Genomic DNA, 26,887 nt, shown 5'->3' with positions numbered 1-26,887 from the left:
CGGCGGGGGCGATGGAGCGCGCGTGTCCGACAACCAGTGGGGACCTCCGGGGCAGTACCCCCAGCAGCCACCGCAAGGGCCGTACCAGCCCGGGCCTCCGTACGGGCAGCCTCCGTACGCGCCTCCGCCGGGCCAGCCTGCGTACGGGAGTCAGCCGCCTCCCGGTCAACCGCTGTACGGAAACCAGCCGCCTCCCGGCCAGCCGCCGTACGGAAACCAGCCGCCTCCCGGCCAGCCGCCGTACGGGAACCAGCCGCCTCCGGGGCAACCGCCCTACGGAGGCCAGCCGCAGTACGGCGGGCAGGTGCCGCCGCCCGGGCCGTTGGCGCCGCAGCCGTGGCACCCGCAGCCGGGCCAGGGTGGCTTCGGCGCACCGCCGCCGATGCAGCAGCTCCCGCACGGCCTCGGTTGGGGCGCTCCCCCGCCCGGCGGTCCGCAGCGGCCGCGGAAGAAGAGCAAGGCCCCCTGGATCGTCGTGCCGATCCTGCTCGTCGGCCTGGCGATGGCCGGCCTGGCGATCGCCACCGCGATCGCCCAGCAGAACCGCCCGAACGACTACTCCAGCCCGGTCCCGACCTCCACCCCCAGCACCCCGGCCAGCACCCCGGTCGGCACCCCGACCGAGGAGCCGACGGCCGGACCGTCGTCGACCGCGCCGACCACGCCCGTGCCGACCCGGCCGACAGTGACCCGGCCGACCGCGCCCCGGACCACCAGCACGCCGCCGGTCCGGCGCGGCCCGACCGACTACGAGATCGTCAGCCGCAACCGCATCTACCGGGCCGGCACGATGCCGTCGCTGGGCTGCCGGGAGTCGAACGCGCGCCCGTCGACGGCAGCCGGCGCCCGGGCGAACTACGCCAACCTGAAGAACTGCCTCGGCCGCTCCTGGCCCGTCCTGGTCCAGCGGTCCGGAGCCCAGTTCCGGCCGCCGACCGTGCTGACCTTCACCGGAGTCGTCCAGTCGCCGTGCGGCTCGATGAGCGACACCGGTCCGCCGTTCTACTGCAGCAGCAACGAGGCCATCTACATGAACCTGCGCGAGGACGTCGGCAACTACAACCGCTACCGGCACAGCAACGGCAAGGTCTGGGCCCGGATGTGGATGCTGCACCAGTTCGCCCACGAGTACGGCCACCACATCCAGCACCTGACCGGCATTCTCGAGGCGAATCACGACATGCGCTACGACGCCCCGACCAGGGCGGCCGAGCTGGAGATGACCCGGCGGCTGGAGCTGCAGGCATCCTGCTTCAGTGACGTCTTCATCGGCGCCAACCGGCGGACCTACCCGATCACCGGGCAGGCTCAGCGGGAGTGGAAGTGGCTGATCGCCCACACCATCGACCCCCGGCGCGACCACGGCAACGCCGAGAACCACCGGTACTGGGCCCAGCGCGGCTACGATGCCCGGACCCCGGCCGCCTGCAACACGTTCACCTCGACCTCGGCGAGGGTGCAGTAGGGCCACCGGCGAGATCCGGCGGGCCGATCGGGAGACGGGGAGCTGTTCTGGTGGATAGCCTGGGACGTCCGGATCACGCCCTGGGTGTCCCGGGGGGATGAGGAACGACCGTGTCGAACCAGAACTGGAGCGAACCACCCCAAGCGCCTCCGCCGGGTCCACTGCCCGACGGCTCGATACCGCTCTACGCCAGCTACCCGCTGCCCGGTACGCCGGGCGGCGGTCCTGCGTTGCCGCCGGTCGGCTGGGGGCCCGAGTTCGGTGGGCAGCACCACTTCCAGCACGGTGGACCTGCTCGCCGACGCCGGTCCGGGCTGGTCAGGAGCCTGCTGCTGCTCGGCGGAGTCGGCGTACTGGTCGTCGTGGCCGCACTGGCGCTCCGCGGCGAAGACAATGTGCCGACCGTCGCACCAGCGACGGGTCCGGGTGGTTCCAGCAGCACGGCTCCGGCCAGTACGCCGGGCAGCACACCGACCGGGTCCGACGACAACTCCGCCGGAACCCCTGGTGCCGGCAAGCCGTCGCAGGGCAGTGCGCAGATCGTCCAGGCCGACGGGTTCTACCGCAGCGGTGTGCAGCGGTCGGTCGACTGTCGTGAGCGGCAGACGACGTTGAGCAGCGCGGGGGCTGTTCAGACGTACTACGCCAACCTGGTCGGCTGCCTGAACCGGGCCTGGGCTCCGCTGGTACGGGCCGGCCAGGACACCTTCGTGGCGCCTCGGGTGCTCTTCTGGGCGGGAACTGTCCAGTCGCCGTGCACCGGCGGGTCCCCGGTGTCGTTCTACTGCAGCACCAACCGGACGCTGTACCTGAAGTTCGAGGACGACATCAAGCTGTGGAACCGGTCGCCCGACGACGCCAGCCGCGCGTTCTCCCGGATGTGGGCGACCTACACCGCCGGGCACGAGTTCGGTCACCACCTGCAGCAGATCACCGGTATCCTGCCCGCCGCGGCGCAACTCGAGTACGACGCGCCGGACCGTGCGGCCCGGCTCGAGCTGAGCCGCCGGATCGAACTGCAGGCGTCCTGCCTGGGGGCGGCGTTCATGGGGGCGAACAAACTGTCGTACGGCATCACGGGGCTGGACCTGACCGTCTACCGCCGTTACATCGAGGCTCAGACCGGGGATGAGAACAACCGCGGCGGACCGCGGGATCACGGCGCGCGGGTCAGTCACCAGTACTGGGCCGCGCAGGGCTTCAACACCGTCAACAGCGCCAACTGCAACACGTTCACGGCTTCGGCCAGCAAGGTCTCGTGAGGAGTATCGATGTCGGACAACTGGAATCCACCCCCGGGGCGGGACCCGTCGGAGCCCGAGGGCGAGCAGCCCACCGGCGAAGAGGGCACGTCCCGCCGGGATGGCCAGTCGCCCCGCTGGTGGACCGAGTCCACCGACAAGCAGCAGGAGTACCTGCGGCCGGACCCGCAACACCCCGTCCCTCCGCCGGCGCCCCCAGGCCCCACCCAGTGGTACACCCCAGGCCTGTCCGACCAGCCCTCCAGCCACCCCGGCGCCCCGACGGGCGCAGGCGGCAGCGCTGCAGGCGGCAACTCAGCCGGCGATAGCTCCGCCAGCGCGGCAGGCGGCAGCTCAGCTGGTCAAGCCAGCCGCACCTCGGCCGGTCAAGCCAGCGGCACCTCGGCCGGTCCAGCCAGCGGCAGCTCGGCCGGCGGTCCGGCGGCGGGCGGCTCGACTCAGCCCTCGGCCACCCCGGGTGGCACCTCCGGCTGGAACCAACCGCCCTACAGCCAGCCCGGCACGTCGCGCGGCCAGCACTCGGCCCCGCCTCCCACCGGCCCCCGCCACGGCACCACCGAGGGCAGCTACGGCAGGTCCTACACCGGCAACCAGCCCACCTCCCCCTCCGGCACCCCCGCCGCCTCCGGCTCCCTCGGCGCAAGCGCAGGCGCCGGCACCCCAGGAGCCGGTACGCCGGGCAGTGGGCGCCAGGTCGACGGAGGCGCATCCGGCGCCGGTACGCCGGGCCTCGGGACATCGCCCGCCGGCACAGGCGCAGCGGCCGCAGGCGCAGCGGGCGCGGGCGCAGCGGCCGCAGGTGCATCCGGCGCCGGCGCACCCGGCTCGCGGACGCCGGGCGCGGGCACCCCTGGCACCGGCACACCCAGCACCGGCGCCGGGATCACCAGTTCGTGGCCGAGTGCGTCGACCGGCCCGGTGCTGCCGCAGTCCGGGAGTTCCTGGCCCGGGCCGACCGGGCAGCAGCAGTCGTCGCAGAGTGGGAACCCGTGGTCGGGTGCGACCTCGGGTGGTTACCCGCCGGGCTACCAGCAGCAGAGTGGCCAGCCCGGCTGGCAGCAGCCGCAAAGCGGAGGTCCGGGTGGTCCGCAGGGTGGGCAGCCGGCCTGGCAGTACCCGCCGATCCCGATCCCGCAGCCGCCGGGCCCCGGCCGCCGCCGCAAGCCCCGCCAGCTGTCGAAGGGCCTGCTCATCGGTCTGGTCGCGCTCGCCGTCGTGCTGGTCGGCTCCGGCATCACCGCCGCGATCCAGCTGAACAAGGACGACCCGACCGTCCCGGTCGCCGTCGACACCCCCACGCCGACCCCGTCGGAGACGCCGACCGAGACCCCCACGGTCACCCCGTCGCCGACCCCGCCGCCTCCGCCGCCCCCGAAGCCGAAGCCGAAGCCGCGCCAGCTCACGCCGTACGAGGTGGTGGCGAAGAACAAGATCTACTCGGTCGGGGTGCTGCAGCCGACCAAGTGCGTCGAGCCGCCGTACCGGCCGACCACGTTCGCGGCGACCAAGGCGTACTACAACCGCCTGCTGCCGTGCCTCAACCGCACCTGGTGGCTGGCGCTGAAGAAGTCCGGCCAGCCGTTCCGCGCCCCGCACGTGATCGTCTACGCCAACCAGGTGAAGACGCCGTGCGGCACCGAGCGCGGCACCCGCGGCTTCTACTGCGGCGCCAACGAGGCGATCTACATGCCGTTCAACGTCGACTACAAGAACTACCGGATCAACCCGATGTACACCCGGGCCTGGATGCTGAACACGTTCGCGCACGAGTACGGGCACCACATCCAGCAGCTGACCGGCATCTTCCGGGCCAGCTTCACCCGGCAGGCGACGATGGCCGACCCGAACCTGCGGCTGCTGGAGTCGCGCCGGCGCGAGCTGCAGGCGTCCTGCCTCGGCTCGGCGTACCTGGGCACCAACGCGCCGTACATCCCGCTGCGCGGCGACCTGCTGAACAGCTGGAAGTTCGCCGTCGCCAACGCCGGTGACGAGTTCAGCAAGCCGCGGGTCCGCGACCACGGCTCGAAGGTGAACCACAACCGCTGGTCGATCCGGGGCTTCAACTACAAGAACCCGATCTTCTGCAACACCTTCAACACCAACCCGCAGTACACCAGCTGACCCAGGACGACGAAGCCCCGGGAGCCCTTGGCAGCAAGGGGTCCCGGGGCTTCGTGCTGAGGTCAGAAGAGCCGGCGCGCGGCGGTCAGCGTGCCGCCGAAGGTGGTGACGAAGTTCGACAGCGACTCGCCGATGTCGGACAGGTGCCAGTTCTCCGGGCCGGAGTACCAGCCGATGCCGGCGTCCGGGTCGTCGTCGTCATCGGTCGCGGCGATCTCCAGCGCCCACTTCTCGGTCAGCCCGAGCACGGCGGCGTACGGCAGGCAGCGGGAGGCGAACTCGAGCCGGTGGCTCTGCGGCAGACTCGCCGAGGTCTCGGCGGCCAGGTAGCGCTGCAGCCCACCGACGCGCCCGAGAACGGCGGCGCCGCGCGCGGTGCGCGCCGGCGCGACCTGGCCGGCCAGCGACAACGCGACCCCGGCGAGCATCACGGCCAGACCGACCAGGCCGAACTTCGTGGCGACCGCGAGCACGATCGTCAGCACCACGCCGGCGGCGAGCAGCACCAGACCCGCGGTGGTCCAGCGGTTCCGGACGGCGTCCGGACGGTTCGCGAACCAGCCCTGGGTCACGACGTCGGCGTACAGCTGCTCGCGGACCAGGGTGAGCCGCGGGCGCAGCGCCGGGCCGAGGGTGGACACCAGCACGGTGTCGCCGTCGGCGAAGACCGCGTCCAGCAGCGCCTTCTCGTACGGCAGCAGCTCGGGCCCGCCCGCGTTCAGCCGGCGCAGCTCCCAGTCCAGCCGGGCGAAGGGCGTCGCGCGGGGCAGCTCGACGATGGTGAGGTAGTTGCGGATGGCAAGGTCCAGCAGGGTCGCGGTGATGTCCACGACGTCGGCCGACTCGTCCACCACGGTGCCGACCTGGCCCGGGCGGATCCCGTCCGGCGCCGCGAACTGGGGACCGTCGGGCCCGTCCAGCACCGGCCGCTCGGGCGCCCCGCCACCGGTCCGGCTCGCGTCCCGGCCCTTGAAGAACCACAGCGCCGCGGCGGCCAGCACGCCGAGGCCGAGCAGCAGCGCGCTCAGCCCGAGGGTGGCGCTGTCGGCGGTGAAGGCGTGGTGCAGCGTCCAGCGGGTCTTGAACGCGGCGTTCGGCTGGACCGTCGCCTGGTCGCTGAGGCCGGTCAGGAAGGTCAGCCGCCCACCGGCCGGCACCTGCAGCTGCTCGATCTCCACGGCAGCCGACTCGCCCAGCTGGAACGAGGTGCACGGCTTGCTCGAGCCGACCCGGCCGGCGAAGCAGGTCACCCAGCTCGCGAACGGCACGTTCACCGCCACGGTCGCCTTCGGGATCGAGGCGCCGAAGCCCTGGACGATCGGCCAGCTCACCGTGCGGCCCTCGGTCGAGTCGGCCACCACGTTGCCGACCTCGTAGCTGTAGACGACCTTGGACTGGCCGGACACCTGCACCGACAGCTGCCGGCCGTTGTCCACCTCGGTGTCGGCGAACCCGGCCGCGGGCTGCCCGTTCACGGTCGCGGACACGTTGCTCAGGTCGTAGACCCGGTCGTCCTCGGCGTCCGAGCGGACCCGGGTCGCCAGAGTCCGGCTGAAGGTGCCGCTGCCCGCGGTGACGTCGACGGTCTCGGTGACCTTGAGCACGCCGTCGCCGGTCAGCGTCGCCTCCGCGGTGTACGCCGTGATCCGGTCGTCCGCGGCCTGGGCCGGCAGCGTGCCGAGGGCAACGAGGGGGGTCGTCAGGGACACGAGCAGGGCTGCCGGGAGGAGGCGGCGCTTCAGTGACATGGGTCGAGGGTAGTCTCGGGGCGGTTCGCCCAGCGAACCCGCTCGACGTTCCTCCCGGCGCAGAAGGGGCCACCGAACCAGTGAGCAATCCTTACGGGTACGACCGCCCCCAGGACCGTCCTCGGGACCAGCAGCCGGGACAGCGTTCTCCGGCGCCGCCGCCCGGCATCCTGCCGCCGCCGCAGGCCGGTGCCTGGCAGCCGGGCCAGCCGCAGCAGCCGGCGTACGGGGGTCAGTACCAGTACCAGGGGCAGCAGTATCCCGGTCCAGGCCAGTACCAGCAGGGACCCTTTCCGGGTCAGCCGCCGCAGGGCCAGTACCCCGGTCAGTGGGCCCAGCCGTACTACGGCGGCCCCAACCACTTCAACGGCTTCCAGCCCCCGCGGCGGCGCCGTGGCGGTGCGCTCAAGTTCCTGCTGATCGGCTTCTCCGCGCTCGCCATGCTGGGGATTACGCTCGCAGTGGTCGTCGCCACGCTGGTCGGCGGCGCCGGCACCGACCAGCCCCAGGCCGCCGGCCCGACGATCGTGCCCACGGCGACCACCAAGCCGGACAAGGGCACCGCCGAGGACTACCTGCTGAACAGCACGCTCTACCAGGCCGGCGGGCTCGGCGAGCTGGACTGCCCGGCGGAGAAGCTGGGCGACGGCAGCCTGGCCGCGCAGAAGGTGTACTACGAGAAGCTCTTCAAGTGCCTGAACGACGGCTGGCGCCCGGTGCTGAACAAGATCGGCGTGACCAAGCCGGACCCGGGGCTGGTGGTGTTCGACAAGCCGGTGAACACGCCGTGCGGCTCGTTCAAGCCGATGTCCGGCCGGGTGCTCGCGTTCTACTGCTACGGCAACAACGTGATGTACACCGACGTGCAGCAGATGAACAAGGCGTTCGGTCCCGAGGAGGACCTGGCGTACCTGCTGACGATTGCGCACGAGTACGGCCACCACATCCAGGGTGTCACCGACCTGTTCTACGCCCGCGCGGTGTACCTGCAGGACCACCCGGAGCAGAAGCTGGAGAGCTCCCGGCGCAACGAGGTGCAGGCGTCCTGCCTGGGCGGCGTGTTCAGCCGGGCGGTCGCGAAGAGTTATCCCTTCACCAAGCGGATGAAGGAGTTCGAGTACCAGGCCAGCAACAGCTTCGGCGAGACGGAGAAGACCCCGCCCTCGGAACGCACCCACGGCCTGGCCACCAGCCAGGGCTTCTGGATCCTGAACGGCTTCAACGTCGGCGAGGCCAAGGCCTGCAACACCTTCGCCGCCCCGGCCGACCTGGTGAAGTAGCTCACCGCCGTCATCTCACCGTGGCGGCACGTTCGGTTCCGGTTCAACCGGTCCGCGTATCATCCGCCCGGTGACTTTGCGACGGGGGGACAGCGCGCCGCCCGCGCGCACGCTGGTCGAGATCCTGCACGAAACGGCCGGCCGGTATCCCGACGACCCCGCGCTCGACGACTCGCACGTGAGCCTCAGCTACCGCGAGCTGGTCGAGCAGGTGACCAAGTTCGCGTCCCGGCTGAACGGACTCGGCATCGGCCCCGGCGACCGGGTCGGGGTGCGGATCTCGTCCGGCCACAACGACCTGTACGTGGCGATCCTGGGCATTCTGCAGGCCGGCGCCGCGTACGTCCCGGTCGACGCCGACGACCCGCCCGAACGCGCCGAACTGGTCTTCGGCGAGGCCGGTGTCGCCGCCATCGTCACCGACGGTCTGGAGCTCACCGACGCCCGGACCGGCGGCGCTGCGTCCACCGGCGTCCGTCCCGACGGGCCGGACGAGGATGGCTACTACGACTTCCCGTACTCCGCCCGGATGGACCAGACCGGCCCCGACGCCTTCACCGACGGCCCGCACGCCGGTACGCCGTACCGGGACGCGGCCGACGGGCCGACACCGGACGACGACGCGTGGATCATCTTCACCTCCGGCTCGACCGGGGTTCCGAAGGGTGTCGCGGTGACGCACCGGTCGGCGGCCGCCTTCGTCGACGCCGAGGCGCGGCTGTTCCTCCAGCAGGAGCCGATCAGCTCGGACGACCGGGTGCTGGCCGGCCTGTCGGTCGCCTTCGACGCCTCCTGCGAGGAGATGTGGCTGGCCTGGCGGCACGGCGCCTGCCTGGTCCCGGCCCCGCGCTCGCTGGTCCGCAGCGGCATGGACCTCGGGCCATGGTTGGTTGCCCAGGGCATCACCGTCGTGTCCACCGTGCCGACGCTCGCCGCGCTCTGGCCGGCCGACGCGCTCGATGCCGTCCGGCTGCTGATCTTCGGCGGCGAGGCCTGTCCGCCCGAGCTGGCCGAGCGGCTCGCCGTCGACGGCCGCGAGGTGTGGAACACCTACGGACCGACCGAGGCCACCGTGGTCGCGTGCGGCGCCCAGCTGACCGGGGAGGGCCCGGTCCGGATCGGGCTGCCGCTGGACGGCTGGGACCTCGCCGTCGTCGATGCCCAGGGCAACGAGGTTGCCGAGGGCGAGATCGGTGAGCTGATCATCGGCGGGGTCGGGCTGGCCCGGTACCTGGACCCGGCCAAGGACGCCGAGAAGTTCGCGCCGATGCCCTCGCTGGGCTGGGGCCGGGCGTACCGCAGCGGTGACCTGGTCCGCAAGGACGAGGCCGGCCTGCTGTTCCAGGGCCGCGCCGACGAGCAGATCAAGCTCGGCGGCCGCCGGATCGAGCTCGGCGAGGTGGACGCGGCTTTGCAGTCGCTGCCCGGGGTGTCCGGCGCGGCCGCCGCCGTCCGGACGAGCGCGGCAGGCAACCAGCTGCTGGTCGGCTACCTGGTGCCCGACGACCCGGACAGCTTCGACCAGACGGCGGCGACCGAGCGGCTCCGCGAGGCGCTCCCCGCCGCGCTCGTCCCCCTGATCGCGCTGACCGACACCTTGCCCACCCGGACGTCCGGCAAGGTCGACCGGGACGCGCTGCCCTGGCCCCTGCCCGGCATGGACACCGACGCCCCGGCCGCCGACCTGGACGGTACGGCGGGGTGGCTGGCCGAACGCTGGACCAAGGTGCTCGGCGCGAAGGTGACCGGCCCGGACAACGACTTCTTCCTGCACGGCGGCGGCAGTCTCGCCGCCGCCCAGCTCGTCTCCGCTCTGCGCGAGCGGTACCCGGAGATCACCGTCGCGGACATCTACGAGTACCCGCGGCTCGGTGCGCTGGCCGACCGGCTGGACTCTGCCACGACCACCGCCGAACCGGTGGAGCTGCGCGACATCCGCCCGACTCCTCCAGGCACCCAGCTGCTGCAGACGGCCCTGACGCTGGTCCTGCAGACCGTCGTCGGCGTTCGCTGGCTGGTCTACCTGTTCACCCTGAACAACCTGCTGGCGCTGACCGCCGGTCCGCACCCGTGGATGCGCACGGTCTCCTGGTGGTGGATCCTGCTCGGCTGGCTGCTGCTGATCAGCCCCGCCGGCCGGATGGGCATCGCCGTGGTCGGTGCCCGGCTGCTGCTCCGGGGGCTGAAACCCGGCGTCCATCCCCGCGGCGGCACGGTCCACGTCCGGCTGTGGGCCGCCGAGAACCTGGCCGACGCGGCCGGTGCCGCCAATCTCGCCGGCGCCCCCTGGATCGCGTACTACGCCCGCGCGCTCGGCGCCAAGATCGGCCGGGGCGTCGACCTGCACACGCTGCCACCGGTGACCGGGCTGCTCACGATGGGCCGCGGCGCCTCGATCGAGCCCGAGGTGGATCTGTCCGGCTACTGGATCGACGGCGACCGCCTGCACGTCGGCGCGGTCAGTGTCGGCGCCGAGGCGGTGATCGGCTCGCGCAGCACGCTGCTGCCCGGCGCGGAGATCGGCCGCAACGCCGAGATCGCGGCCGGTTCGGCCGTCGCCGGCAAGGTCCCCGCGGGCGAACGCTGGTCCGGCTCCCCCGCCACCCGGGTCGGCCGGGCCCGGCGGCCGTGGCCGGAGCAGCGTCCCGCCCGGGCCCCGTGGTGGGTCCTCGCGTACGGCGCGGCGTCCGCGCTGATGTCGCTGCTCCCGGTCGCCGCCGCGGCCGCCGCCATCGCCGTACTGGGGCGGGCTGTGCGGGGCACCGAGACGCTCGGTGAGGCCGCGCTGAAGGCGCTGACGGCGATCCCGTTGATGACGCTGGTCGGCTTCGTCACGCTGGCCCTGCTGACGCTGCTCTTCGTCCGCCTGCTGGGGCTCGGGATCAAGCCGGGGCACTACCCGGTGCGGAGCCGGATCGGGTGGCAGGTGTGGGCGACGGAGCGGTTGCTGGACTCCGCCCGCACACTGCTGTTCCCGCTGTACGCGAGCCTGCTGACGCCGTGGTGGCTGCGGGCACTCGGCGCGAAGATCGGCCGCGACGTCGAGGCGTCGACCGTGCTGCTGCTGCCGAAGATGACGACGGTCGGCGACGGCGCGTTCCTGGCCGACGACACGATGATCGCGTCGTACGAGCTCGGCGGCGGCTGGTTGCACGTGGCCGGCGCGAAGGTCGGCAAGCGGGCCTTCCTGGGCAACTCGGGCATGACGGCGCCCGGCCGGTCGGTGCCCAAGAACGGGCTGGTGGCGGTGCTGTCCGCGGCGCCGAAGAAGTCGAAGGCCGGGACATCCTGGCTCGGCAGCCCGCCGGTCAAGCTGCGCCGCCAGGCGGTCGCGGGTGACCAGAGCCGGACCTTCGACCCGCCGCTGCGGCTCAAGGTGGCCCGCGCGCTGGTCGAGCTGTGCCGCTTCGTCCCGATGATGTGCACGGTGCTGATCGCGCTCGGCGTGCTGTTCGGGCTGCAGGCGCTCGACCTGTGGCTCGGGCCGTGGCCGACCGTGCTGCTGTCCGGCGCGGTGATCCTGGCCGCCGGGGCGGTCGCGGGCGGGATGGCGACGGTGGCCAAGTGGGTGATCGTCGGCCGGACCCGCGCGGTCGAGTACCCGCTGTGGAGCTCGTTCGTCTGGCGCAACGAGGTGGTGGACAACTTCGTCGAGCTGGTCGCCGCGCCCTGGTTCGCCAACGCCGCGGCGGGCACGCCGGTGCTGGCGCTGTGGCTGCGCACGCTCGGCGCGAAGATCGGCAAGGGCGTGTGGTGCGAGACGTACTGGCTGCCGGAGGCCGACCTGATCACGCTCGGCGACGGGGCCACGGTGAATCGCGGGTGCGTGCTCCAGACGCACCTGTTCCATGACAGGGTGATGTCCATGAGCACCGTCACCTTCGGTCCGGGATCGACCCTGGGGCCGCACGGCATCGTGCTGCCGGCCGCCTCGGTCGGCGCGGGCGCGACCGTGGGCCCGGTGTCCCTGGTGATGCGGGGTGAGAGCGTGCCGGCCGGGACCCGCTGGGCCGGTAACCCGATCGCGCCCTGGCAGGGTTGATGGTTGCCGATGACTTGCTCAAGGCACGGCCGGGCCCGGACACCGCGGGGGACCCGTACGTTCCGAGCCACGGCAACGGCGGCTACTCGGTCGAGTCGTACGAGCTCGATCTCGACTACCGGGTCAACAGCAACCGGCTGACCGGCAAGGCGACCATCACCGCGGTCGCGACCCAGCCGCTGTCCCGGCTCAGTCTCGACCTGGTTGGCCTACGGGTCGCCAAGGTGTCCGTCAACGGCCGCCGGGCCGGCCGGTACACGCACCGCAACGGCAAGCTGCACGTCTGGCCCGCCGCCGGCCTGATGGACGGCACCGAGTTCGTCGTCGAGGTCCAGTACTCCGGCAACCCCGCGCCCGCCGACAGCCCGTGGGGCGAGCTCGGCTGGGAGGAACTGACCGAGGGCGTCATCGTCGCGAGCCAGCCCAGCGGGGCGGCCACCTGGTTCCCCTGCAACGACCATCCCGGCGACAAGGCGCACTACCGGATCACCGTCACCACCGACTCGCCGTACCACGTGGTCGCGAACGGGCGGCTGGTGTCGCGGCGGAGCAAGGCGAGCCGGACCAGCTGGGTCTACGACCAGGCCGCCCCGATGGCGACGTACCTGGCGACCGTGCAGATCGGCCGGTACGACGAGCTGGAGCTGGCCTCGGCGCCGGTGACCCAGCGGGCGGTCCTGCCGCACGGGCTGATCCGCGACTTCCGGACCGACTTCGGCCGGCAGCAGGACATGGTGAAGCTGTTCTGCGAGCTCTTCGGGCCGTACCCGTTCACGGCGTACACGGTGGTGGTGACGGACGACCCGCTGGAGATTCCGCTGGAGGCGCAGGGCATCTCGGTGTTCGGCAGCAACCATGTGGACGGCCGGCGGGGGTCCGAGCGGCTGGTCGCGCACGAGCTGGCCCACCAGTGGTTCGGCAACAGCCTGACCCCGGCCAGCTGGCGGCACATCTGGCTCAACGAGGGATTCGCCTGTTACGCCGAGTGGTTGTGGTCGGAGCGGTCCGGTGGCCTGTCGGCCGACCAGCAGGTCTCGAAGGCTCACAGCCGGCTGGCCGGTCTCGCTCAGGATCTGCTGCTGTCCAACCCCGGCCCTGAGCTGATGTTCGACGACCGCCTCTACAAGCGCGGCGCGATCACCCTGCACATGGTGCGCCTGCACCTCGGCGACGGTGTCTTCTTCGACTTGCTCCGCACCTGGACCCGGACGCATCGGCACGGCTCGGTCACCACCGAGGATTTCATCGACCTCGCCGCCTCGGTCGCCCCTGACGAAGCCGCCGTCCGCGCGCTCTTCGCGGCCTGGCTGGACTCCCCGGCCCTGCCTGCACTGCCCCGGACCACCCGCCGCCGGCGCTGACCGTTCCGAGGTGGGCGCGGCCGCTCAGCTGCGCGCGGCGTCGGTCGCTGCGGTGAGGAAGCGGTCGAGCACGAGTGAGCGTTCCACCCACGCCGCGCCGATCCACCAGCACGCGGACTTGCCTCGCAGCGGCACCAGCCGCACGCCGTCAGAGGCGATCGTGCCCGCACTGGCCGGTACGACGGCCGGGCCCACTCCGGCGGCGACCAGCGCGAGCACGGTCAACAGGTCGTCCGCCTCCTGCAGGATCAGGGGTGTGCAGCCGAGTTCGGCGTACAGGGTGGTGATCTGGTGGGACAGGCCGGGGCCACGGACCGGGCGCAACCGCACCAGCGGGCGGCCGTCGAGCCAGGCCGGGATGTTGGCGGGGACGTCGATCGTCGCGGGCAGGGCCAACGCCAACCGGTCCTTGCGTAGCCGGACGTGGTCGATCCCGGCCGGTGCCGGCAGGCGGACGAACCCGATCTGCAGAGTGCCGGCGAGCAGGCGTTCGCACTGGACCGCGGACGACATGTCGTCGAGCGACACCGCGACGCCGGGGTACCTGCTCCGGAACAACGCCACGGCCCGCGGGGCGAGCTCGATCCCGGACAAGCCGAAACCGATCGCCAGCGAGCCGTCCTCCCCGGCCGCGACCGACGCGGCCCGGCGTTCGAAGGCCTCCGACCGGCTGAGCAGGTCGAGCGCGTCGGGCAGCAACGCCTCCCCGGCCGCGGTCAGTCGCGCGCCCTGGCGGCCACGGACGAACAGGGTCGCCCCGACCCGGCGTTCGAGCAGCTGCAGCTGCTTCGTGACAGCCGGCTGACTGGTCGACAGCTCGACCGCGGCGGCGCTGACGTTGCCCGTGCGAGCGACCGTGGCGAAGGTTCGGAGCAGCCGCAGGTCCATAACCACAGGATATGGATAACCCTGTGGATATCATTGGACGGCATGCTCGGGGCGCGGTTTGCTGGCGGTAGACCCCGCGAAGGAGATGCCGATGCTGCGAACCGCCGTCGTCCAGTTCGAACCGGTCCCGGACGATCCGGAGACCAACTTGTCCACCGTCCGGCGCCTCGCCCAGCAGGCCGTCGACCAGGGCGCTCAGCTGGTGGTGTTCCCGGAGATGTGCCTGCTCGGCTACTGGCACCTGCGCCGCCACCCGGCCGCCCGGCTGCACGAGCTCGCCGAACCGCGGACCGGCCCGGGCATCTCCGCCGTCCGCGCTCTCGCCCGCGAGCTCGGCGCCGGCCTCGGCGTCGGCTGGCTCGAGGCCGACGCCGGCCGGCTCTTCAACGCGTACGCCGTGTGCCTGCCGGACGGCGAGCTGCACGTGCACCGCAAGCTGCACGCGTTCGAGCACGAGGCGATCTCCAGCGGCGACGGCTTCACCGTCTTCGACACGCCGTGGCAGGTCAGGGTCGGCATCCTGATCTGCTGGGACAACAACCTGGTCGAGAACGTCCGCGCCACCGCATTGCTCGGGGCAACGGTGCTGCTCGCGCCGCACCAGACCGGCGGCACCAGGTCGCGCAGCCCGCACGGGATGAAGCCGATCCCGGTCGAGGTCTGGCACCGGCGGGCGGAGGACCCGGCGGCGGTCGAGGCCGCCTTCAACGGGCCGAACGGCCGGGGCTGGCTGATGCGCTGGCTGCCGGCCCGGGCCCACGACAACGGGCTGTTCGTGCTCTTCAGCAACGGAGTCGGCCAGGACGACGACGAGCTGCGCACCGGCAACTCGATGGTGATCGACCCGTACGGCCGCATCGTCGCCGAGACCCCGGTCCCCGCCGAGGCGGTGGTGGTCGCGGACCTCGACCTCGACCTGGTGCCGGCCTCAACGGGTCAGCGCTGGCTCCGCGGCCGCCGTCCTGAGTTGTACGCCGTGCTCACCGAGCGGCGAGGCGACGAACTGTCTCCCCGCGAGGTCCGCTTCGGCCGTCCCCGCTGATCCTTGCCCAACACCAGCTCTGTGCACCGCTCAGCCGGCGATGAGGCCGAAAGTTGGCTGGGCGGTGCCCAAAGTGGGGTTCGTGCAGCGTGGAACGGTGGCGCGGGAGTCGTCAGTAGACCAGGGCGGTGGCGATCGCGGCGATGCCTTCGCCCCGGCCGGTGAGGCCCAGACCGTCCGTGGTCGTGGCGCTGACCGAGACGTCGGCGTCACAGGCCGCGCTCAGGGCCTTCTCGGCCTCCTCGCGCCGCGCGGCGAAGCGCGGACGGTTGCAGATCACCTGGACGGACACGTTGCCGATCTCGTAGCCCGCGGCCCGGACCCGTCGCGCCGCCTCGGCGAGCAAGGCAGCCCCGGAAGCGCCGGCCCACTCGGGCTCCGCGGTACCGAAGTTCGAGCCGAGGTCGCCGAGTCGTGCGGCGGACAGTAGGGCGTCACACGCGGCATGCGCGGCCACGTCGCCGTCGGAGTGTCCCGACGGCCCGGCGGCCTCGTCCGGCCAGAGCAGCCCGGCCAGCCACATCGGCCGGCCTGCTTCGACCGGGTGCACGTCGACCCCCGTGCCCACTCTCGGCACCTTCACGAGGACCGCCTCTCGGCCAGGATCCACTCGGCCAGCAACAGATCGCGCGGCCGGGTCACCTTGAACGCGTCCTCGGAACCCTCGACCGTCTGCACCGTCACGCCGAGCCGCTCGCACAGCATCGCGTCGTCCGTTGCCCCGGTCACCGCACCGCCGCAAGCATGGGCCCTGCGCAACAGTCCCGGCTCGAACCCCTGCGGCGTCTGGACCGCGACCAGCGTGGACCGGTCGGGCGTGTCGACCACCTGGCCGCGCGCGTCCACCCGCTTCACCGTGTCGGTCACCGGGATCGCCGGCACCACCGCCGGAGCGCCCGCGCGGACCGCGTCGACGACCCGCTCGATCACCGCGACCGGTACGAACGACCGGGCCGCGTCGTGCACCAGCACGCAGTCGATGCCCTCGGCAGGGACCAGCTCCAGCGCGTGCCGGACCGAGTCGGTGCGTTCGGCGCCGCCGGCCACAATGTGCAGCGCGGAGTCACCGGCGTATGGGTCGAGCAATGTGCGGACGACGTGCTCGCTGCCCGGCGGGACCGCGACGACGAAACAGACGAGGTCGGCGGCGGTCGCTGCCCGCAGTCCACGCAGAGCGTGGACCAACAGCGATTCGCCGCCGACCTCTCGTAACGCTTTGGGTGCCTCGCCACCGAGCCGAAGCCCGAGACCGGCCGCCGGAATGATCGCCGCAGTACTCACGACGCCATCATGCCGGACAGTACCGACTCGAGAACCGGATCAGTTCCCGGAGATCAGGAAGCGAGGACCTCGTCGAGGATGGCTTCCGCCTTGTCCTCGTTGGTGTGCTCGGCCAGCGCCAGCTCGGAGACCAGGATCTGGCGAGCCTTCGCCAGCATCCGCTTCTCACCGGCGGACAGACCGCGGTCACGCTCACGGCGCCACAGGTCGCGCACGACCTCTGCCACCTTCATCACGTCACCGGAGTGCAACTTCTCCAGGTTCGCCTTGTAACGTCGCGACCAGTTGGTCGGCTCCTCCGTGTGCGGCGCCCGCAGCACGTCGAAGACGCGCTCCAGACCGGCCTGATCCACGACGTCACGCACGCCGACGAGATCGAGGTTGCACGCGGGGACCCGGACGACCAGGTCGTTCTGAGCGACGATCCTCAAGACCAGATAGGTCTTGTCCTCACCTTTGATCTGACGGGTCTCGATGTCCTCGATGACGGCCGCACCGTGATTGGGGTAAACAACCGTCTCGCCGACTGTGAAAGTCATATGTCACGTGCCCCTTTCCAACACCTATGCTACCACGCGGTCGCTGGTCCGGCCGGGGCGTTTGCGCTGGTCAGAGGCCATTTCCCGCCTTGACAAACGCTGTCCGGCGTGCCTCGCGCGCGGTGTTCGGTGGCCCGGGACACCCTCACCAGGTGGAGCCGCCGTCCGGCCGGGGCCCCGTAGTCGCTACGCTTTGCTGCGCCGGAGGCTGCTGCCTGACGGTGTCCACAGCTTGTAGGAGAGGGATCCCCAGTGCCCATCACGTTGCCCCCGCAGGCCCTGCGCCGCGCAGCCGCGGCCGGCGCCACCGTCACGCTGGGCCTCGCGCTCGCGGCCTGCGGTGCGAACTTCAACGCACAGACCCAGCAGGCCTACCAGCCCGCCGAGGGCACCAACGCGGACTCCGGCTCGGTCGGCGTCCGCAACATGCTGGTGCTCGCGTCCGAGGACGGCAAGGGTGTCCTGCACTCCGCGATCGTCAACACCGGGCGCACCGCCGACACGCTGGTGTCGATCGCGTCCGCGCCGGCCGACGCCCCGGAGACCGGCGACGGCCAGGTCCCCGCGGAGCAGCCCGCCACCGTCACCTTCGGCGGCGTCCGGCCGATGACGCTGGCGCCGGGCGCCTCGCTGATCCTGCCGCCGGCCACCGGCAAGCCGTTCACCGTCACCGGCGGCAAGCCGGGCTCGATGATCAAGGTGACCATCACCTTCGCCAAGGCCGCCCCGATCACCGCTTCGATCCCGGTCCTCACCACCGACCACTACAGCCCCACGCCGCGCGACGACGCGGGCGGGGAGAGCCACGGCTGACCGCGCCGGACGGGCCGCGCCGCCCCGTGAGCGGCGCCAGCACGGACGAACGGGCCACCCCGGCACGCGGGGTGGCCCGTTCGCTGTCCGGCGGTCCTGTGGCCGGGACCGCCCGGTCAGCCGGTCAGTTGGCGGCCTCAGCGGCCTTCGACAGGCCCGGCACGATCTTGTCCAGCACCCATGGGACCGACAGCACGCTGACCGCGCTCATGCCGGAGATGACCTGCTGGTCCTCCATCACGTACGCGCTGCCCTTCTTCACCGCGCCGAGCGCGCCGTACACCGGGTCGGCGGTGAACTTGGCCGCGCCGATCCCGTCGACGTAGGCGACCAGCACGTCGGCGTCGATCTCGGCCACCTTCTCCTTGCTGACGGTGAGCGCGAACTCCTTCTTGGTGTTCGTCTGCTCCAGCTTCTCCACGCCGGGCGCGTTCTTGAAGCCCATCTCGGTCAGGATCTGCACCCGCGGGTCACCCGGCATGTAAACGTAGTTCTCGGCGCCGAACGAGCCAACGGTGATCGTCTTGTCCTTGAACTCCGGGTGCTCGGCGGCGACCTTGGCGATCCGGTCCTTGATGCCGGCGATCAACTGGTCGGCCTCGGCCGGCTTGCCCAGCGCCTTGCCGATCAGCGTGGTCTGGTCCTGCCAACTGGTCTGCCACGGCGCGCCCGGGTAGGCGACGGTCGGCGCGATCCCGGACAGCGTCTTGTAGACGGTCTCGTCGAACCCCTCGTACGGCGCCAGGATGACGTCCGGGTCGAGCGCGGCGATCTTCTCGTACGGGTAGGTGTCGCCGGAGTCCAGCAGCGTCGTCTTCGACGCGTCGAACTTGTCGGCGTCCCAGGCGGTGACGCCCTCCTTGGCCGCCCCGTAGGTGACCTTGGGCATGCCGACCGGGGTCTCGCCGAGGGCGTAGACCACGTCCTGCGCGTTCCAGCCGAGCGTGACGATGCGCTGCGGCTTGGACGGGATGGTGGTCTCGCCGAAGACGTTCTTCAGCGTGACCGGGAAACCGGCGCCGGCCTCGCCGGTGGCGGCGGCCGGTTCGTCGGCGTCGCTGCCGCACGCGGCCAGCGTGGTCGCGACCAGCAGGGCGGCGGCCGCGAGCGCGGCACCGCGGGCCGGGCGCAGGGCCGCGCGGGAACGGCGGGACCAGGACATGGTGGTTCTCCTTAGCTGGAATTGCCTCAACTAAGGAGAGCCTAAGCTAACCCGCCGACCGGTGCCCAGCCGGCGGGGTGTGACTCATGCCTCGAACTTGTAGCCCAGGCCGCGCACGGTGACCAGGTGGGCCGGGTTCGACGGGTCCTTCTCCAGCTTGGAGCGGAGCCGCTTGACGTGCACGTCCAGGGTCTTGGTGTCGCCCACGTAGTCGGCGCCCCAGATCCGGTCGATCAGCTGCCCACGGGTGAGCACCCGGCCGGTGTTGCGCAGCAGCATCTCGAGCAGCTCGAACTCCTTCAGCGGCAGCCGGATCTCCGTCCCGGACACCGTCACCACGTGCCGCTCCACGTCCATCCGGACCGGCCCGGCCTCCAGGGTGTCGGGCAGCAGCTCGACGTCCTGGCCGCGTCGCAGCACGGCCTTGATCCGGGCCAGCAGCTCACGCGGGCTGTACGGCTTGGTGACGTAGTCGTCGGCGCCCAGCTCGAGCCCGACCACCTTGTCCACCTCGGTGTCCTTGGCACTGACGATGATCACCGGCACGTTGCCCCGGGTCCGCAGCGCGCGGCAGACCTCGGTGCCGGACAGGCCCGGCAGCATCAGGTCGAGCAGGACGATGTCCGCACCGGCCCGGTCGTACTCGTCCAGCGCGTCCGGGCCGGTCTCCGCGACGGCGACCTCGAACCCCTCCTTGCGCAGTACGTACGACAGCGCGTCGCTGTAGCTCTCCTCGTCTTCGACGACCAGCACTCGGGTCACGAAGCTGTCTCCTTTGCGATCTGACCTGACGGGGTAGGCGTCAGGGTGGTGGCCGGCTCCTCCTGGATGGGGGAACCGGTCGGTCGCCCGGTGGCGGGATCGAGCCGCAGCGGGAGCCGGACGGTGAAGGTGGAACCCTGGCCCTCGACGCTCCAGACCCGCACGTCGCCACCGTGGATCGAGGCGATGTGCTTGACGATCGACAGGCCCAGCCCGGTGCCGCCGGTCTCCCGGCTGCGGGCCCGGTCGACCCGGTAGAAGCGTTCGAAGATGCGTTCCAGGTCGCTGCTCGGGATGCCGACGCCCTGGTCGGACACGGTCACCTCGACCAGGTCGCCGATCGGGTGCGCGGCGACCGCGACCCGGGTGCCGTCGGGGCTGTAGTTGACCGCGTTCTCGACCAGGTTGCCGATCGCGATCGCCAGCTGGTCCTCGCTGCCCATCACCTCGAGGTCGGGATCGGTCTTCACCACGATGCTGATGCCGCGACCCTCGGCGTCGACCCGGCAGCGGTCCACCGCGGCGTCGATCACGCCGTTGATGTCGACCGGGCCGGGGTTCTCCAGCGGGTCGTCGCCCTGCAGCCGGGACAGCTCGATGATCTCCTTGACCAGCCGGCTCAGCCGGGCGGCCTCGATCCGCATCCGACCGGAGAACCGCTGCACCGCCTCGGGGTCGTCGGAGGCCTCCGAGACCGCGTCCGCGAGCAGGATCAGCGCCCCGATCGGGGTCTTCAGCTCGTGGCTGACGTTGACGGTGAAGTCGCGCCGGATCGCCTCCAGCCGGCGCTCCCGGGTCCGGTCCTCGACCAGCACCAGCACCAGCTGGCTGCCCAGCGGGGCCACCCGGGCGCTCACGTACTGCGTGGCGCCGAGCCGGCCGCGCACGATCTCCAGGTCCTGCTGGCGGATCTCGCCGTCGCGGCGCACCGCCCGGACCATCGTCAGCAGGTCGTCGACCACCAGCCGCTCGCCCCGGACGATGCCGAGCACGTGCGCCGGGGCGCTGGCCTGCAGCACCTGGTCCTCGGGACCCATCACCACCGCGGACGACCGCAGCACCGACAGCACGGTGGCCACGCCGCTGGGCACCGCGGGCTCGGGCGAGACCGGGACCTTGGTCTGGGAACGCTCGCTGAGCATCATCGCGCCGAGTGAAAGCAGGGCCAGGGCCGCGCCGATGACGCCGCCCAGCACCGCAGCCAGCGTGGGGTCCACGGAACCGATGCTACGCGGGGAAAGCACAGGGAAAGACCGAATGAGCACCGGATGACCGGAACGCGTCCTCACTGTTCATCGTCCGTTCACCACTCGTCGCCGTCCGGCAACCTCGACGGCATACGGTCGCCCGTGGGCGGGTACCGGACCATGCCCGCAGCACCTCCCGGTTCCGGGCCGAACGGTTCCGGGCCGAACCGGACAGCACAGATCGGATGCAGAAATGCGCGACACCTACCACGAGCAGCTCGACGACATCCTCGCCGAGCTCGAGCGGATGACCCGGACGGTGTCGACCGCCGTACGGCGCTCCACCACCGCGCTGCTGGAGGCCGACATCCGGCAGGCCGAAGAGGTGATTGCCGCCGACATCCAGCTGGACGCGGCCGGCGAGGGCGTCGAGGAGAAGGTCTTCGAGCTGATGGCCCGGCAGGCACCCGTCGCCAACGAGCTGCGGATGCTCGTCGCCGCGCTGCGCATGGTCGCCGACCTGGAGCGGATGGGCGACCTGGCCGCGCACGTGTCGAAGATCGCCCGGCTGCGCTACCCGGCCTCGGCGATCCCGGCGGAGCTGCACGGCGTGATCCAGGAGATGGCCTCGGTGGCCGGCCGGATGGTCGACGGCGCCGGTGACGTGATCAAGAGCCACGACGTCGACGCGGCCGCCCGGCTCGAGCTGGTCGACGACGAGATGGACGCCCTGCGCAGCAGCCAGTTCCGGCTGATGATGGACGACTCCTGGCCGCACGGGGTCGAGGTGGCCGTCGACATCGCGCTGCTCGGCCGCTACTACGAGCGGATCGCCGACCACGCCGTCTCGATGGCCCGCCGGGTGGTCTACCTGGTCACCGGCGAGCTCCCGGTCGCCGTCGGCGGCACCGCCGCCGGCTCCGGCGCCGGCGCCTCGGCCCCCTCCCCGAACTCCGCGAACTGACCTTTTCCCCCGCAGGGCCCTCGGCAACCATTCGGTCGCCGGGGGCCTTCGCCGTTCGCGCGCGAACCGCCGGCCGGGACGTCAGAGGCCGTGTCAGGACGGTGTCAGGGGGGTGGCAGGCGGAGCCCTGACGGTAGTCCCATGAACACTTCAGCGATTGCGGCATCAGGGCTGCGCAAGGCCTTCGGGGACAAGACCGTTCTCGACGGCGTCGACCTGGAGGTCGGTACGGGAACGGTCTTCTCCCTGCTCGGCCCGAACGGCGCGGGCAAGACCACGACGGTGAACGTGCTGACCACGTTGATGACCGCCGACAGCGGAACGGTCCGCGTCGCCGGGCACGACGTCACCACCGAGACCAAGGCGGTCCGGGCGGCCATCGGTGTCACCGGCCAGTTCGCCGCGGTCGACGAACTGCTGACCGGCCAGGAGAACCTGCAGCTGATGACCGACCTCAAGGGTCTGGGCTCGGCCGAGGCCCGGCGGATCATCGCGGAGCTGCTGGAGCGGTTCGAGCTGACCGAGTCGGCGCAGAAGCCGGCGGCGACGTACTCCGGCGGCATGCGCCGCAAGCTCGACCTGGCGATGACGCTGGTCGGCAACCCCCGGATCATCTTCCTGGACGAGCCGACGACCGGCCTGGACCCGCGCAGCCGCCGGACCATGTGGGCCATCATCCGCGAGCTGGTGGCCGACGGGGTGACGATCTTCCTCACCACCCAGTACCTGGAGGAGGCCGACCGCCTCGCCGACCGGATCGCGGTGCTGGACCAGGGCCGCCTGGTCGCCCAGGGCACACCCGACGAGCTCAAGCGCCAGATCCCCGGCAGCCACGTCCGGCTGCGGTTCGCCGGGTCCACCGAGCTCGACGCGGCGGCGCAGGTCCTCGGCGACGCCGGCCGGGACGACGACAACCTGGTCCTCCGGGTTCCCAGCGACGGCGGCGCCAAGTCGGTCCGGGCGCTGCTGAACCAGCTCGACGACCGTTCGATCGACGTCGAGGAGTTCTCCGTGCACACGCCGGACCTCGACGACGTCTTCCTCGCCCTGACGGGCCGTACCAGCACGGAGGCCGCACAATGAGCGCCCAGTCCCACTCCCTCGTCATGCTGCGCCGCAACTTCAAGCACGTCGCCCGGAACCCGACCTCGGTGTTCAACGGGGTGCTGATGCCGGTCGTCATGCTGCTGATGTTCGTGTACGTGTTCGGTGACGCGTTCAACGTCGGCGTCGACTACGTCGACTACGCCACGCCGGGCCTGATGCTGATGGCGATCTGCTACGGGCTGGGGGCCACCGCGGTGGCGGTGAACTCCGACATGACCAAGGGCATCATCAACCGGTTCAAGGTGATGGACGTCTCCCGCAGCGCGGTGCTGACCGGTCACGTCGTCACCAGCGTGCTGACCAACCTGATCGCCATCGCGGCCCTCGTCGGCGTGTCCTACCTGCTGGGCTTCCGCCCGGCGGCGAGTGCGACGGACTGGCTGGGCGTGATCGGCCTGGTCGTGCTGCTCGGCTTCGCGGCCGCCTGGCTCACGGTCGCTCTGGGCCTGGCGGCGAAATCCCCCGAGACCGCCGGGATGGCCGCCGTACCGCTGGTGATGCTGCCGTTCTTCAGCAGCGCGATCGTGCCGGCGGACAAGATGGGCCCCGGGGTCCGGCAGTTCGCGGAGTACCAGCCCTTCACGCCGATCATCGAGACCCTGCGCGGCCTGCTCAACGGAGCACCGGCGTCCGGCGACGCGATCGCCGCCGTCGCCTGGTGCCTGGCCATCGCCGTCGCCGGCTACCTGTGGGCGCGGGCGACGTTCAAGAAGCGAGCGTGACCTCGACGAGCCCGGCCCAGGCCGTCCGCTGACCGTCCCGCGTCACCTCGGCGAGCTGTGCGTCGCCGAGGTGACGTCGTACGTCGTGCTCGATGCGGACCGCGTCCGGGTGGAAGCGGATCGGACCTCCGCCCAGCTGGACGCTGGTCCCGAGCAGCCGCGCGGCCTGCTCGTACTGGTCCCGGCGCAGCGCGAGGTCCGCGATCCCGAGCAGCACCCGGGCGATCAGGGGCAGGAACGCCACCTCCGCGGCCGCCTGCCAGGCGGCGGCGCGATGGGCGCGGGACTCGTCCAGGTCGTCGGCGAGGTAGCCGAGCAGGTTGTGGATCTCGGCCCGGACGCTCGGCTGCTCCGCGGTGTCGCCCAGCAGAGTGGTCGCGAGATCGAGCTGCCGGCGAGCCTCCGCGACGTCCCCGTCGAGACGGCCGAACTCCGCCTTGGCGAGGGCCAGGTCGACCAGAGCGTACGGCCAGGTGACACCTTCGGCCCGTCGGTCGGCCTCGGCGATGGCGGCCCGAGCGGCATCCAGGTCCCCGTCGAGCCACAACAGCAGGGCCTGGTGGGTGCGCATCTGGACGACGTCTTCCACGGCCCCGACCTCGGTCAGAACCGCGGCCGCCTGGTCGTAGTGGTCGCAGGCGGCCGCAAGGTCGCCGCGCAGGGCCAGCTGGCCCGCCAGCTCGGCCAGGACCATCGACATCCCGAACCGTTCGCCGAGCGTCCGGAACTCTGCGAGCGCCCGCTGCAGCTGGGCCTCGACCTCGGGGCCGCCCTGGCCCAGCATGCTGCGGATCTTGCTGACCTGCCACCGGGCCATCGCCCGGACCCAGGGATCCGCGCTGTCCAGCAAGGCCTCGATCGCGGCCGGTGCCTCGTCCGGTGCCCGCAGCAGGCGTTCCAGCGGAACCACGAACTCCAGCAGCGGGTTGTCGTGCGTGGCCTGCTGACTGAACTCGTACGCCTTGAGAATCCATTCCGAGCCGACCTGTTCGCCGCCGGGCCCCGACGTCACGAAGAGCACCACCAGCCCGTACGTCATCGCCCGTACGTCGTCAGGAACGTCGCCCGGCAGGTCCGCGGCCGCGATCAGCAGCTCGAGGCCTTCGGATCGGCGCCCACCCAGCCACCAGTACCACCCGGCTCCGGTCGCGAGCCGCATCGCCGCGTGCGCGTCACCGGCGGCGATGGCTCCCCGCACCGCGGTGCTGAGGTTGTCGTGGTCCGCCGCCAGCCGGGCGAGCCACTCCAGTTGCCCGGCGCGGCGCAGGTGCGGTTCGGCGGCCTCGGCGAGCTCGGTGAAGTAGCCGAGGTGCGCCCGCCTGGCGCCCTCCGACTCGCCCGCCTCCGCGAGCCGCTGGGCGGCGTACTCCTTGATCGTGGTGAGCATCCGGTAGCGCGGGGCGCCCTCGTGCTGCGGAATCAGCAGCGACTTCTCGGCCAGCGAGGTGAGCAGCTCCAGTACGTCGTCGGGCTCGACCGCCTCGCCGGCGCAGACCTGCTCGGCCGCCTCCAGACTCGCGCCGCCCGAGAACACCGCGAGCCGGCGCAGCACCGTGCGCTCCGCCTCGGTGAGCAGCTCCCAGCTCCAGTCGATCACCGCGCGCAGCGTCTTGTGCCGCGGCAGGGCGGTGCGGCTACCACTGGTGAGCAGCCGGAACCGGTCGTCGAGCCGGTTGGCGAGCTGGTCGACGGACATCGTGCGCAACCGCGCCGCGGCCAGTTCGATGGCCAGTGGCATCCCGTCCAGTGCCCGGCAGATACGCACGATCGTCGCCAAGGTGTGCGCGTCGCTGCCGAGGTCCTTGCGCACCATCCGCGCCCGGTCCCGCAGCAGCTGGACGGCCGGAGAGGACTCGCCGTCACCAGGGCCGGCGCCGGTCGGCAACGGCAGCGGCTCCACCTGCCACAGCGCCTCACCGGTGATGCCGAGCGGCTCCCTGCTGGTCGCCAGGATGCGCAGCCGCCGGCACTCGCCGAGTACCCGGTCGGCGAACTTCGCCGCCGGCTCGATCAGGTGCTCGCAGTTGTCCAGGATCAGCAGGGCCTCCCGGTCGCGGATCGCGGCGATGATGCCGTCCACCACGTCCGCGCTCGGCTCCGCCCCCAGGACGGCGTCCCGCAGTCCCAGCCCGGTGAGCGTCGCCTGGGCGACGTCGCCCTCGGAGCCGACCGGGGCGAGCTCGACCAACCAGACCCCGTCGGGCAGGTCGCCGAGCAACGTCCGCGCGGTTTCGGTCGCCAGCCTGGTCTTTCCCGAGCCGCCCGGACCGATCAGCGTCGTCAGCCGGTGCCGGGCGATCAGCTCGCGGACCACGGCCACGTCGGCGTCCCTGCCGACGAAGCTGGTGAGCTCGGCCCGCACGTTGGTCTTTCGGTTCTGCTCGCGCTGTCCCACCTCGCCCCGCAGCAGCGCGACGTGCAGCGCCGACAGCTCCGGGGAGGGATCCGCGCCCAGCGCGTCGGCCAGCGCCTCCCTCGTCCGCTCGTACACGACCAGCGCCTCGGTCGCGCGACCGGCCGCGGCCAGGGCCCGCATCAACGCAGCGGCCAGCCGTTCCCGCACCGGGAACGCGGCCACCAGGTCGGTCAGCTCCGGCACCAGCTCCGCGCCGTGGCCGAGGCTGACCTCCGCGTCGAACCGGTCCTCCACCGCTGTCAGGCGCAGTCGCTCGAGCCGCGTCACCACCGCGTCGAACGCAGGGCTGTCCTCCAGGCCGACGTCCTGCAGGGCCGCACCCCGCCACAGAGCGAGAGCCTCCCGCAACAGCCGCACCCGCCCCGTGCTCTGCTCGGCGCGAGCCTGGTCGACGAGGCGTTCGAACCGCAGAGCGTCGACAGCGTCGGCGTCCACCGTCAGCCGGTAGCCGCCGGTCAGGCCCTCGACCACACCTCCGGGCAGCACCTTGCGCAGCCGGGAGGCCAACCGCTGCAGGGCATTCGTCGCGTCGGCCGGCGGGTTCTCACCCCAGATCCAGTCGACGAGCGTCGCCTTCGAGACCACCCGGCCCGGTTCGAGCGCGAGGGCGGTCAGCAGTGCACGCAGCCGGGCGCCCGGTACGTCGGCCACCGCGCCGTCGTCCGTGCGTACCTCGAATGGTCCGAGCAACCCGATCTGCACCGGGCGATTCTCCCACGGCGCCG

Annotated in this window: 20 protein-coding genes; 11 read left to right on the top strand and 9 right to left on the bottom strand. The window is 71.8% G+C overall.

All coding sequences use genetic code 11. The annotated features are described in order from the left end of the window. Positions 1 to 304: 304 nt before the first annotated feature. The 3 genes from KFLA_RS05065 to KFLA_RS37800 all read left to right on the top strand — a co-directional run bounded on the left by KFLA_RS05065 (position 305) and on the right by KFLA_RS37800 (position 4,848). On the top strand, positions 305 to 1,465 hold the full coding sequence (locus KFLA_RS05065; protein ID WP_237706735.1) for a neutral zinc metallopeptidase: 1,161 nt from the start codon (positions 305 to 307) through the stop codon (positions 1,463 to 1,465). 110 nt (positions 1,466 to 1,575) lie between these two features. After that, positions 1,576 to 2,727, top strand: coding sequence for a neutral zinc metallopeptidase (locus KFLA_RS35365; protein WP_012918689.1), 1,152 nt, complete (start codon positions 1,576 to 1,578; stop codon positions 2,725 to 2,727). Between the two features lie 9 nt (positions 2,728 to 2,736). Continuing rightward, on the top strand, positions 2,737 to 4,848 hold the full coding sequence (locus KFLA_RS37800; protein ID WP_012918688.1) for a neutral zinc metallopeptidase: 2,112 nt from the start codon (positions 2,737 to 2,739) through the stop codon (positions 4,846 to 4,848). 62 nt (positions 4,849 to 4,910) lie between these two features. On the opposite strand, the gene KFLA_RS05050 is transcribed toward KFLA_RS37800, so the two are convergent. Then, on the bottom strand, positions 4,911 to 6,596 hold the full coding sequence (locus KFLA_RS05050; RefSeq protein ID WP_012918687.1) for a DUF2207 domain-containing protein: 1,686 nt from the start codon (positions 6,594 to 6,596) through the stop codon (positions 4,911 to 4,913). 80 nt (positions 6,597 to 6,676) lie between these two features. Between KFLA_RS05050 and KFLA_RS05045 the strand changes: the two genes are divergently transcribed. The 3 genes from KFLA_RS05045 (at position 6,677) to KFLA_RS05035 (ending at position 13,279) form a co-directional block, all read left to right on the top strand. Further along, positions 6,677 to 7,876, top strand: a complete 1,200-nt coding sequence (locus KFLA_RS05045) for a neutral zinc metallopeptidase (protein WP_012918686.1) — start codon at positions 6,677 to 6,679, stop codon at positions 7,874 to 7,876. A gap of 70 nt (positions 7,877 to 7,946) precedes the next feature. Next, positions 7,947 to 11,918 (top strand): Pls/PosA family non-ribosomal peptide synthetase, encoded by a 3,972-nt coding sequence (locus tag KFLA_RS05040; RefSeq protein ID WP_012918685.1) that lies wholly within the window; start codon positions 7,947 to 7,949, stop codon positions 11,916 to 11,918. Next, positions 11,918 to 13,279 (top strand): M1 family metallopeptidase, encoded by a 1,362-nt coding sequence (locus tag KFLA_RS05035; protein ID WP_012918684.1) that lies wholly within the window; start codon positions 11,918 to 11,920, stop codon positions 13,277 to 13,279. The genes KFLA_RS05040 and KFLA_RS05035 overlap by 1 nt, the downstream gene beginning before the upstream one ends. Positions 13,280 to 13,303: 24 nt before the next feature. Here KFLA_RS05035 and KFLA_RS05030 read toward each other — a convergent pair whose 3' ends face one another. Further along, entirely contained in the window at positions 13,304 to 14,167 is an 864-nt protein-coding gene (locus tag KFLA_RS05030; protein WP_012918683.1) for a LysR family transcriptional regulator, read from the bottom strand. Positions 14,168 to 14,258: 91 nt separating this feature from the next. Here KFLA_RS05030 and KFLA_RS05025 point away from each other — a divergent pair, with 91 nt between their 5' ends. Then, the gene (locus tag KFLA_RS05025; RefSeq protein ID WP_012918682.1) at positions 14,259 to 15,209 is read left to right on the top strand and encodes a nitrilase family protein; all 951 of its coding nucleotides are present in this window, start codon (positions 14,259 to 14,261) and stop codon (positions 15,207 to 15,209) included. A 112-nt stretch (positions 15,210 to 15,321) separates the two neighbouring features. Here the strand turns inward: KFLA_RS05025 and ispF are convergent, their stop codons facing one another. The 3 genes from ispF to KFLA_RS05010 are packed head-to-tail and all read right to left on the bottom strand — an operon-like array spanning position 15,322 to position 17,029. Beyond that, positions 15,322 to 15,792 carry a 2-C-methyl-D-erythritol 2,4-cyclodiphosphate synthase gene (gene ispF, locus KFLA_RS05020; protein WP_012918681.1) on the bottom strand — a complete coding sequence of 157 codons (471 nt, stop codon included), beginning with the start codon at positions 15,790 to 15,792 and terminating at the stop codon, positions 15,322 to 15,324. Then, positions 15,789 to 16,490 (bottom strand): 2-C-methyl-D-erythritol 4-phosphate cytidylyltransferase, encoded by a 702-nt coding sequence (gene ispD, locus KFLA_RS05015; protein ID WP_012918680.1) that lies wholly within the window; start codon positions 16,488 to 16,490, stop codon positions 15,789 to 15,791. The genes ispF and ispD overlap by 4 nt, the downstream gene beginning before the upstream one ends. Positions 16,491 to 16,543: 53 nt before the next feature. Next, a complete protein-coding gene (locus tag KFLA_RS05010) occupies positions 16,544 to 17,029 on the bottom strand; it encodes a CarD family transcriptional regulator (protein WP_012918679.1) in 486 nt (161 codons plus the stop codon). A 252-nt stretch (positions 17,030 to 17,281) separates the two neighbouring features. Here KFLA_RS05010 and KFLA_RS05005 point away from each other — a divergent pair, with 252 nt between their 5' ends. Next, positions 17,282 to 17,842, top strand: coding sequence for a copper chaperone PCu(A)C domain-containing protein (locus tag KFLA_RS05005; protein WP_012918678.1), 561 nt, complete (start codon positions 17,282 to 17,284; stop codon positions 17,840 to 17,842). Between the two features lie 124 nt (positions 17,843 to 17,966). Here KFLA_RS05005 and KFLA_RS05000 read toward each other — a convergent pair whose 3' ends face one another. The 3 genes from KFLA_RS05000 to KFLA_RS04990 form a co-directional block, all read right to left on the bottom strand. Further along, positions 17,967 to 19,004, bottom strand: a complete 1,038-nt coding sequence (locus tag KFLA_RS05000; RefSeq protein ID WP_012918677.1) for an iron-siderophore ABC transporter substrate-binding protein — start codon at positions 19,002 to 19,004, stop codon at positions 17,967 to 17,969. Positions 19,005 to 19,088: 84 nt separating this feature from the next. Next, a complete protein-coding gene (locus tag KFLA_RS04995) occupies positions 19,089 to 19,766 on the bottom strand; it encodes a response regulator transcription factor (RefSeq protein WP_012918676.1) in 678 nt (225 codons plus the stop codon). Beyond that, on the bottom strand, positions 19,763 to 20,983 hold the full coding sequence (locus KFLA_RS04990; RefSeq protein WP_012918675.1) for a sensor histidine kinase: 1,221 nt from the start codon (positions 20,981 to 20,983) through the stop codon (positions 19,763 to 19,765). Before KFLA_RS04990 ends, KFLA_RS04995 begins: the two co-directional genes overlap by 4 nt. Positions 20,984 to 21,206: 223 nt before the next feature. On the opposite strand from KFLA_RS04990, the gene phoU reads away from it, so the two are divergent. The 3 genes from phoU (at position 21,207) to KFLA_RS04975 (ending at position 23,746) form a co-directional block, all read left to right on the top strand. Further along, positions 21,207 to 21,917: a phosphate signaling complex protein PhoU gene (gene phoU, locus KFLA_RS04985; RefSeq protein ID WP_012918674.1), complete on the top strand. Its 711-nt coding sequence runs from the start codon at positions 21,207 to 21,209 to the stop codon at positions 21,915 to 21,917. A gap of 141 nt (positions 21,918 to 22,058) precedes the next feature. Then, entirely contained in the window at positions 22,059 to 23,000 is a 942-nt protein-coding gene (locus KFLA_RS04980) for a daunorubicin resistance protein DrrA family ABC transporter ATP-binding protein (protein WP_012918673.1), read from the top strand. Then, on the top strand, positions 22,997 to 23,746 hold the full coding sequence (locus tag KFLA_RS04975; protein WP_012918672.1) for an ABC transporter permease: 750 nt from the start codon (positions 22,997 to 22,999) through the stop codon (positions 23,744 to 23,746). The genes KFLA_RS04980 and KFLA_RS04975 overlap by 4 nt, the downstream gene beginning before the upstream one ends. Here KFLA_RS04975 and KFLA_RS04970 read toward each other — a convergent pair. Next, the gene (locus KFLA_RS04970; protein ID WP_012918671.1) at positions 23,730 to 26,864 is read right to left on the bottom strand and encodes an AfsR/SARP family transcriptional regulator; all 3,135 of its coding nucleotides are present in this window, start codon (positions 26,862 to 26,864) and stop codon (positions 23,730 to 23,732) included. The genes KFLA_RS04975 and KFLA_RS04970 overlap by 17 nt on opposite strands. Positions 26,865 to 26,887: the final 23 nt, after the last annotated feature.

The organism is Kribbella flavida DSM 17836, assembly GCF_000024345.1.
Lineage (GTDB): Bacteria > Actinomycetota > Actinomycetes > Propionibacteriales > Kribbellaceae > Kribbella > Kribbella flavida.
The sequence above is the reverse complement of the archived record's forward strand: the minus strand, read 5'-3'. Positions and strand labels throughout refer to the sequence as shown.